The 9129-nt window shown below is 67.7% G+C and carries 8 protein-coding genes and 1 riboswitch; of the genes, 7 read left to right on the top strand and 1 reads right to left on the bottom strand.

Features of this window, described 5'->3' with window-relative positions:
* Window positions 1-84: 84 nt before the first annotated feature.
* Window positions 85-1338: an Ig-like domain-containing protein gene (locus ACFWBQ_RS37935; RefSeq protein ID WP_385508514.1), complete on the top strand. Its 1254-nt coding sequence runs from the start codon at window positions 85-87 to the stop codon at window positions 1336-1338.
* A 52-nt stretch (window positions 1339-1390) separates the two neighbouring features.
* On the opposite strand, the gene ACFWBQ_RS37930 is transcribed toward ACFWBQ_RS37935, so the two are convergent.
* Window positions 1391-1792 (bottom strand): hypothetical protein, encoded by a 402-nt coding sequence (locus ACFWBQ_RS37930; RefSeq protein ID WP_385508512.1) that lies wholly within the window; start codon window positions 1790-1792, stop codon window positions 1391-1393.
* 196 nt (window positions 1793-1988) lie between these two features.
* Between ACFWBQ_RS37930 and ACFWBQ_RS37925 the strand changes: the two genes are divergently transcribed.
* The 6 genes from ACFWBQ_RS37925 (at window position 1989) to ACFWBQ_RS37900 (ending at window position 9080) form a co-directional block, all read left to right on the top strand.
* On the top strand, window positions 1989-2609 hold the full coding sequence (locus tag ACFWBQ_RS37925; RefSeq protein ID WP_385508511.1) for a heme-copper oxidase subunit III: 621 nt from the start codon (window positions 1989-1991) through the stop codon (window positions 2607-2609).
* A 55-nt stretch (window positions 2610-2664) separates the two neighbouring features.
* Window positions 2665-3474 (top strand): c-type cytochrome, encoded by an 810-nt coding sequence (locus ACFWBQ_RS37920; RefSeq protein WP_385508509.1) that lies wholly within the window; start codon window positions 2665-2667, stop codon window positions 3472-3474.
* Window positions 3471-4523, top strand: coding sequence for a Rieske 2Fe-2S domain-containing protein (locus tag ACFWBQ_RS37915; protein ID WP_385508507.1), 1053 nt, complete (start codon window positions 3471-3473; stop codon window positions 4521-4523). The genes ACFWBQ_RS37920 and ACFWBQ_RS37915 overlap by 4 nt, the downstream gene beginning before the upstream one ends.
* Window positions 4520-6145 (top strand): cytochrome bc complex cytochrome b subunit, encoded by a 1626-nt coding sequence (locus tag ACFWBQ_RS37910; RefSeq protein WP_385508505.1) that lies wholly within the window; start codon window positions 4520-4522, stop codon window positions 6143-6145. Before ACFWBQ_RS37915 ends, ACFWBQ_RS37910 begins: the two co-directional genes overlap by 4 nt.
* Before the next feature lie 122 nt (window positions 6146-6267).
* On the top strand, window positions 6268-7332 hold the full coding sequence (gene trpD, locus ACFWBQ_RS37905) for an anthranilate phosphoribosyltransferase (RefSeq protein ID WP_385508503.1): 1065 nt from the start codon (window positions 6268-6270) through the stop codon (window positions 7330-7332).
* A gap of 82 nt (window positions 7333-7414) precedes the next feature.
* Window positions 7415-7531, top strand: a riboswitch (SAM riboswitch).
* A gap of 172 nt (window positions 7532-7703) precedes the next feature.
* Window positions 7704-9080 (top strand): aminotransferase class V-fold PLP-dependent enzyme, encoded by a 1377-nt coding sequence (locus ACFWBQ_RS37900; RefSeq protein WP_385508501.1) that lies wholly within the window; start codon window positions 7704-7706, stop codon window positions 9078-9080.
* The last annotated feature ends 49 nt before the right edge of the window (window positions 9081-9129 follow it).

The raw sequence follows: 9129 nt of genomic DNA, 5'->3' as shown, positions 1-9129 counted from the left end.
GGCCGGCTCAGTAATGAGCGGGCCGGGCCCCCGTTTGCAGTCACTGAACGCGCTGGATCGGATGAATCTTCTTAGCGTGGGTTCATGAACCACACGCCGCGCATCCGCACCGTAGTGAGCTGCACTCTGCTGGTCGTGACCCTGGTTGCAGGTGCGACCGCCTGTGGCGAACCCGATGGTCATCCCTTGTCGCTGAAGCCGTACGACGCGGCCGACCTGGTCTCCTTCAACGGCCCCTCCAAGGGTGAGAAGGCCGACCCCGACAAGCCCCTCGAAGTCACCGTCAAGGATGACGACGTCCGCATCACCGATGTGACGGCCGTCGACACGCAGGGCCGCCATCTGGCGGGTGAACTCGCCGCCGACGGACGGCGGTGGCACTCCACCACCTCGCTCGCGGCCGGCACCCGGTACACCGTCAAGGTCTCCACCGAGAACAGCGACGGAGCCCCCGGCAGCCGCACCTACACCTTCGGTACGACCTCGGCCAAGAAGTTCCTGAAGGTCGCCTTCGGCCCGCAGGCGGGCACCTACGGGGTCGGACAGCCCCTCACGGCGGAACTCAGCGCTCCGGTCAAGGACAAGGCGGCCAGGGCCACCGTGGAGCGCGGGCTGCAGGTCCGGTCCACGCCCGCGGTGACGGGCTCCTGGTACTGGGTCGACGACAAGACCCTGCACTACCGGCCCAAGGACTACTGGCCGACCGACGCCACCATCGACGTACGCAGCAACCTCTCGGGCATCAAGGTCACCAACGCCCTCTACGGCGGCGCCGCGAAGCCGCTGAAGCTCACCACGGGCGACCGCATCGAGGCCATCACGAATGCCTCGGACCACTCGATGACGGTGCTGCGCAACGGAAAAGTGATCAATACCATTCCGGTGACCACGGGCAAACCGGGCTTCTCCACCCGCAACGGCGTCAAGGTGGTGCTGGGCAAGGAGTACTACGTACGCATGCGCGGGGAGAGCATCGGCATCGCCGCCGGCTCCTCCGAGTCGTACGACCTCCCGGTCTACTACGCGACCCGGGTGACCTGGAGCGGCGAGTACGTCCACGCGGCTCCCTGGTCGACGGGCGCGCAGGGCAACGCGAACGTCAGCCACGGCTGTACCGGGATGAGCACCGCCGACGCCGAATGGTTCTTCGACACCGTGCGCGAGGGCGACATCGTCAAGGTCGTCGGCAGCGAGGGCGAGACGATGACGCCGTTCGACAACGGCTTCGGCGACTGGAATCTGCCCTGGGACACCTGGCAGAAAGGCAGCGCCCTGCAGCGCGGCACGCCGGACGCGGGCACCAACGTCCAGACGGCGCGGCTGCGCCCCCAGGTCTGATCCGGGGGTGCGCCGCCCCTCAGGAGGACTTCGGCCGGGGGCCCCGGGACTCTCAGGCCTCTACGGAGAGTCTGCTGCGCAGCAGGGCGGCCAGGGCATCCGCGAAGTCGACCGGGTCGACCGGGTGGGTCACCGCGGAGTCGGCGCGGCTCCACGTGGCCAGCCAGGCGTCCTGCGGGCGCCCGATCAGCAGGAGCACCGGCGGGCAGTTGAAGATCTCGTCCTTGATCTGCCGGCAGACGCCCATACCGCCCGCCGGAGCCGTCTCGCCGTCCAGCACGCAGACATCGACACCGCCCCCTTCCAGTGCGCTCAGCACGGCCGGCAGGGTCGCGCACTCCAGGAACTCCACCTGGGGCACGTCGGCCGCAGGCCTGCGGCCGGCTGCCAGCCTCACCTGTTCACGGGTGTTGGCGTCGTCGCTGTAGACCAGGACCGTGGCGGTCGGCTGCATTGTTCCTCCGTGACATCTGTGTCTTCGGGGCGCTCTGAGCTCTCGGGGCATGAACCGTTGGGCGGATCGTACTCCGGCGGACAGCCTGTCAGCACCGTTGATGACGGCGTTTCGATGGGCTGTTCGGTGAGGACACACCCCACTGACACACCGAACGGCACCCCCCGGAGTGAGGGCGGGATAAGCGACCGACATAATGTCGGTCGTGGCGACAGCAACGACAGTAGAAACCGGGCACGCGCACCCGTCGGTCAATCGACCGAACCTCACCAGCGTCGGAACCATCATCTGGTTGAGTTCCGAGCTGATGTTCTTCGCGGCCCTCTTCGCGATGTACTTCACCCTGCGATCGGTGATGGGACCCGAGCACTGGAAGGAGATGGCTCACCATCTGAACTTCCCGTTCTCGGCGACGAACACCACGATCCTGGTGCTTTCCTCACTCACCTGCCAGCTCGGCGTTTTCGCCGCGGAGCGGGGCGATGTGAAGAAGCTCCGCACCTGGTTCAGCATCACGTTCGTGATGGGTGCGATCTTCATCGGAGGCCAGGTCCTCGAGTACACCGAGCTGGTCAAGGACGCGGGTCTCTCCCTGTCCTCCGACCCGTACGGTTCGGTGTTCTACCTGACGACCGGCTTCCACGGTCTGCATGTGACAGGCGGTCTCATCGCCTTCCTGCTCGTACTCGGCAGGACATACGCGGCCTCGAGATTCACTCACGAACAGGCCACCGCCGCCATCGTCGTGTCCTACTACTGGCACTTCGTCGATGTCGTGTGGATCGGCCTGTTTGCCACGATCTACATGATCAAGTAACCGGGCTCGCACCCACACACCATCGACGCAGAAGATCCTGACACCGGGGTAATCCGTGAAAAAGCTCTCCGCACGACGACGCCATCCTCTGGCGGCGGTCGTCGTACTACTCCTCGCGCTGGCGGCTACCGGGGGGCTGTACGCCGCGTTTGCGCCTGCGGGTAAGGCGCAGGCAGACGAAACCGCCCAGTCCCTCGCCATCGACGAGGGTAAGAAGCTCTACTCCGTAGGCTGCGCCAGCTGCCACGGAACCGGCGGTCAGGGCACCACCGACGGGCCGTCCCTCGTGGGCGTCGGCTCCGCCGCCGTCGACTTCCAGGTCGGTACCGGACGTATGCCGGCTCAGCAGCCGGGTGCCCAGGTACCGAAGAAGCCGGTCATCTACACCCAGGCCGAGATCGACCAGCTCGCGGCGTACGTCGCGTCCCTGGGCGCCGGTCCGATCACGCCGACCGAGAGTCAGGTCGATCCCGCGGGCGCGGACGTCGCCCGGGGTGGTGACCTGTTCCGTACGAACTGCGCGCAGTGCCACAACTTCACAGGTGAGGGCGGCGCGCTGACATACGGCAAGTACGCCCCGAACCTCGAAGGCGTGAGCCCGAAGCACATCTACCAGGCCATGCAGACCGGCCCGCAGAGCATGCCGTCCTTCCCCGACAGCACCATGCCGGAGAAGGAGAAGAAGGACATCATCGCGTACATCAAGACCGTGAACGGTGACGACGCCGAAACCCCCGGTGGCCTCAGCCTGGGTGGTCTCGGACCGGTCAGCGAAGGTCTGTTCGCATGGATCTTCGGGCTCGGCGCCCTGATCGCAGTTGCCGTTTGGGTCGCGGCCCACACCGCTAAGGCCAAGAAGTCATGAGTAGCCAAGAGATTCCAGAAGAGGTCCTGCCCGCAGAGCAGGACACCGCGCACGGCGCGGTAGAGAGTGCCGGCGATCCGTTCGCCGACCCGGGGCTGCCGGCCCACCGGCCGCGCATCCAGGACATCGACGAACGGGCTGCGCGCCGCTCCGAGCGAGCCGTCGCCTTCATGTTCACGCTGTCCATGCTGGCGACGATCGCTTTCATCGCGTCCTACCTCATTTTCCCGGTCGACCAGATCGTCTACATCTGGCCGTTCGGGCATGTGAGCTCGCTCAACTTCTCCCTGGGTCTGACCCTGGGTGTGGCGCTCTTCTGCATCGGCGCAGGCGCCGTCCACTGGGCGCGCACCCTGATGTCCGACGTGGAGGTCGCCGACGACCGGCACGCCATCCAGGCCGAGCCCGAGGTCAAGGCGAAGGTTCTCGCCGACTTCGCGGAAGGTGCCGAGGAGTCGGCGATCGGGCGGCGCAAGCTGATCCGGAACACCATGTTCGGTGCGCTGGCCCTGGTGCCGCTCTCCGGCGTGATGTTGCTGCGCGACCTCGGTCCGCTGCCGGAGAAGAAGCTCCGCTCGACCCTGTGGGCCAAGGGCAAGCAGCTCATCAACATGAACACGATGGAGCCGCTTCGTCCCGAGGACGTCGTCGTCGGTTCGCTGACCTTCGCCATGCCCGAGGGCCTGGAGGAGGACGCGCACGACTTCCAGACGCAGATCGCCAAGGCTGCCCTGATGATCATCCGCATCGAGCCGGAGAACATCAAGGACAAGCGTGAGCGTGAGTGGGCCCACGAGGGAATCGTGGCCTTCTCCAAGATCTGTACCCACGTCGGCTGCCCGATCAGCCTGTACGAGCAGCAGACGCACCACGTGCTCTGCCCGTGCCACCAGTCCACCTTCGACCTCTCCGACGGCGCCCGCGTCATCTTCGGTCCGGCCGGTCACGCCCTTCCGCAGCTGCGGATCGGTGTGAACAGCGAGGGCAACCTCGAGGCGCTCGGCGACTTCGAAGAGCCCGTCGGTCCTGCCTTCTGGGAGCGCGGATGAGTACTGCGACGGATTCAAAGCGCAAGGCGCCCGCCGGTGAGCGGGTAGCAGACTGGGCGGACGGCCGGCTGGGCATTTACGGCCTGGCCAAGGCCAACATGCGCAAGATCTTCCCGGACCACTGGTCCTTCATGCTCGGTGAGATCTGCCTCTACAGCTTCATCATCATCATCCTCACGGGTGTGTATCTGACGCTGTTCTTCCACCCGAGCATGAACGAGGTCGTGTATCACGGCTCGTACGAGCCGATGCAGGGCATCCGGATGTCCGAGGCCTATGCCTCGACGCTGGACATCAGCTTCGACGTCCGTGGCGGTCTGCTCGTACGGCAGATCCACCACTGGGCCGCGCTGATCTTCCTGGCCGGCATGTTCGTGCACATGATGCGCGTCTTCTTCACGGGTGCGTTCCGCAAGCCCCGTGAGATCAACTGGATGTTCGGCTTCCTGCTGTTCGTGCTGGGCATGTTCACCGGGTTCACGGGCTACTCGCTCCCGGACGACCTGCTCTCCGGTACGGGTGTCCGCTTCACGCAGGGCGCCATCCTGGCGACGCCGATCGTCGGTACGTACATCTCGATGTTCCTGTTCGGCGGAGAGTTCCCCGGCGGCGACTTCGTCGCGCGGTTCTACTCGATCCACATTCTGCTGCTGCCGGGCATCATGCTCGGCCTGGTCGTGGCCCACCTGATCCTGGTCTTCTACCACAAGCACACGCAGTTCGCGGGTCCCGGCCGGACCAACAAGAACGTCGTCGGCATGCCGCTGCTGCCGGTGTACATGGCGAAGGCCGGAGGGTTCTTCTTCCTGGTCTTCGGTGTCATCACCGTCATCGCGGGCATCGCCTCGATCAACCCGATCTGGGCGCTCGGTCCGTACCGCCCGGACCAGGTGTCCACCGGCGCCCAGCCCGACTGGTACATGGGCTTCGCCGAGGGTCTGATCCGAGTGATGCCGGGCTGGGAGATCAACCTGTGGGGTCACACGCTCGTCCTGGGCGTGTTCATCCCGCTGATGGCCTTCGGCCTGGTGCTCGGCGTGATCGCGGTCTACCCCTTCATCGAGTCCTGGGTCACCGGGGACAAGCGCGAGCACCACATCCTGGACCGCCCGCGCAACGCCCCGACCCGTACGGCCTTCGGTGTCGCCTGGATCACGGAGTACTTCATCGTCTTCGTGGGTGGTGGAAACGACCTGTGGGCCACGCACTTCCACCTGTCGCTGAACGCCATCTCGTGGTTCGTCCGGATCTTCATCTTCGTGGGCCCGGTCATCGCGTTCATCGTGACGAAGCGGATCTGCCTCGGCCTCCAGCGCCGCGACAAGGAGAAGGTGCTGCACGGACGTGAGTCCGGCACCATCAAGCGCCTGCCGCACGGTGAGTTCGTCGAGATCCACGAGCCGCTCAGCCAGGGGCAGCTGCACACGCTCACCGCGCACGAGCAGTACAAGCCGGCCGAGATCGGCCCGACGGTCGACGAGAACGGTGTCGAGCGCAAGCCTTCGGCGCTGCAGAAGCTGCGGGCCAAGCTCAGCAAGAGCTACTACGGCGAGCAGAGCCAGATCGCCAAGCCCTCTGCCGAGGAGTACAAGGAGATCACCAGCGGCCACGGCCACCACTGATCACCTGAGCTGATCGCCACAGCAGGAGCCCCGTCCATTCGATGGACGGGGCTCTTCGCTGTCCCCGGGGCTGGATAGGGTGGGGCGATCCCCTTATCGGCTGTGGACCCCAGGAGCGGACCATGAACGTTGTGACCCCGGACGGCGGCGACAGCGTGGCGGCCCGTTCCTGGCCCGGCGTGCTGATGCCCCTCCTGCGCGGCGAGAGCCTGACGGCCGAGGACACCGCGTGGGCCATGGACCGCATCATGAGCGGCGAGGCCACCGACGTACAGATCGCCGGCTTCGCGATCGCCCTGCGGGCCAAGGGCGAGACCGTCGACGAGGTCACCGGACTCGTACGCGCGATGTACGAGCACGCCCACACCATCCAGGTGCCGGGCCGCACGGTCGACATCGTGGGCACCGGTGGCGACCTGGCCAAGACGGTCAACATCTCCACCATGTCGGCGATCGTCGTCGCCGGGACCGGCGCCAAGGTCGTCAAGCACGGCAACCGCGCCTCCTCCTCGGCGAGCGGGGCATCCGACGTGCTCGAGAAGCTCGGCGTCAATCTTGAACTGACGCCCCGGCGCGTCGTCGAGGTCGCCGAGGAAGCGGGCATCACCTTCTGCTTCGCAGTGAAGTTCCACCCCGCCCTGCGGTACGCGGCGAGGGCCCGCAAGGAGCTCGGCACGCCGACCACCTTCAACATCCTCGGCCCGCTCACCAACCCGGCCCAGGTGCGCTCCCAGGCCATCGGCGTCGCCGACCTCAAGATGGCGCCGATCGTCGCGGGCGTGCTCGCCGACCGGGGCAATTCGGCGCTCGTCTTCCGGGGCGACGACGGCCTCGACGAGCTGACCACCACGGCGACCTCCCGGGTCTGGATCGTCCGGGACGGAGCCGTGCGCGAAGAGGCGTTCGACCCGCGGGACGTCGGCCTGGAGCTGGTGCCGGTCTCGGCGCTGCGCGGTGCCGACGCCTCGTTCAACGCGGACGTCGCCCGCCGGATGCTTGACGGGGAGACAGGTCCCGTACGCGAGGCGGTACTCCTCAACTCCGCTGCCGCACTGGTCGCGCTGGACCCGGGCGAGGGCACGCTGAGCGAGCAGATCGCGGCCGGGATCGCGAGGGCCGCGGAAGCGATCGACTCGGGATCCGCCAAGCGGGCGCTGGAGCGCTGGGTGGCCGCCAGCAACGCCTGAGGGCAGGACGTGAGTCGGGGCGCAGTCCGGATCGCGGACTGCGCCCTTGCGCATGCGGGCAGGTATGGCAAGATGCTGCGCAGGTCATGAGTGACAGCGAATAGGCCCCGGCTCGCTGTCCGGCAACCCTCCGTCCGTGGCGGGGTGCCCCGGGTGAAGACCAGGCCGCAGGCAGCGAGGTCTGTGGCAAGCGCGGGCCCCTAGGCATCTGTGAATGCCATCCCCCGGGGTCCTGGTCCCCAGGGAGCCTCTTGTGAGCAAGCGAATGCGATAGGGCTCAACGCCCTCTTCCGCACACCCTTTTCTCTTTCCCTGCGCTGCCGCGTATCTGCCGGCGCCGGGTTTTCGCCTGCCTGTTACGGGAGTTCGCCATGTCTGTCTCCACCGCTGTCGTCGACCAGTCCATTTGTGCCCCGCTGCCGGTTCTGGGTGCGGACGTCACCGTTCCGCTGGTTACCGGCGGTGAAGTCGCCTATGCCGCCCTCGACTACGCGGCGAGCGCCCCGGCGCTGCAGCGGGTGTGGGACGACGTGGCCGCCTACGCCCCGTACTACGGCAGCGTGCACCGCGGTGCCGGCTATCTCTCGCAGCTCTCCACCGACCTTTTCGAGAGCAGCCGCGTCACCGTCGCGGAATTCCTCGGCTGCCGCGCCGAGGACCAGGTGGTCTTCACCCGCTCGACGACGGACTCCCTCAACCTGCTGGCCGCCGCGCTCCCCAAGGACTGCCAGGTGTTCGTGTTCGAGACCGAGCACCACGCCTCGCTGCTGCCCTGGCGCGACGCCCGGGTGACCTACCTCGACGCCCCCCGAACCCCGGCCGAGGCAGTCGTGACGCTGGAGCGGGCGCTGGCCGACCGCGACCCCCACGGGCCCGCACTGGTCTGTGTGACGGGCGCGTCGAACGTCACCGGTGAGCTGTGGCCGGTGAAGGAACTGGCCGCCGCCGCCCATGCGCACGGTGCCCGGATCGTCCTCGACGCCGCACAGCTGGCGCCCCACCACCCCGTGGACATCACGGAGCTGGACGTCGACTGGGTGGCCTTCTCCGGGCACAAGCTGTACGCGCCGTTCGGCTCGGGCGTCCTCGCCGGCCGGGCCGACTGGCTGCGGGACGCGGAGCCGTATCTCGCGGGCGGCGGCGCCTCCAGGAAGGTCGCCCGGCGCACCGACGGCGGTGTGGACGTGGAGTGGCACACCACGGCGGCCCGGCACGAGGCAGGATCGCCCAACGTGATCGGCGTCTACTCCATCGCCGCCGCCTGCAGGGCCCTGACCGAGGCCGGGTTCGACCAGCTGGTCACGCGTGAGCAGCAGCTGGTCACCCGGGTCCGCGAGGGCTTGGCCGAGGTCCCCGAGGTCAGGGTGCTCTCCCTGTTCGGGGACGACGCCCCGAGGGTCGGCGTCATCTCCTTCGTGGTCGAGGGCTGGAACAGCTCGCACTTCGCCGCGGCGCTGTCCGCCGAGTACGGCATCGGGGTCCGCGACGGCCTGTTCTGCGCCCACCCGCTCGTACGGACCCTGCTGGGCAGCGAGCCGCAGGACCCGGGCGAGTGCGGTGCCCCGGAGGCGGAGCCGGGCGAGAGGTCCCTCAACGCCATCCGGGTGAGCTTCGGGGCCGGTACGCCGGACGAGCACATCGAGCGGTTCCTGGGCGCGGTCCGGGAGCTGGTGGGCGCGGGCGCCCGGTGGACCTACCGCACCGAGGACGGCCGCTGCGTCCCGGACCGGGGTGCGGCGCAGGTCTGACCGGGCCGCGTACGGCTTCGGCCGGGGACGGGAGGCGTTGCCCCGTCCC

The sequence above is a fragment of the Streptomyces sp. NPDC060035 genome (assembly GCF_042736635.1).
In the GTDB taxonomy this organism is placed as follows: domain Bacteria; phylum Actinomycetota; class Actinomycetes; order Streptomycetales; family Streptomycetaceae; genus Streptomyces.
The sequence above is the reverse complement of the archived record's forward strand: the minus strand, read 5'-3'. Positions and strand labels throughout refer to the sequence as shown.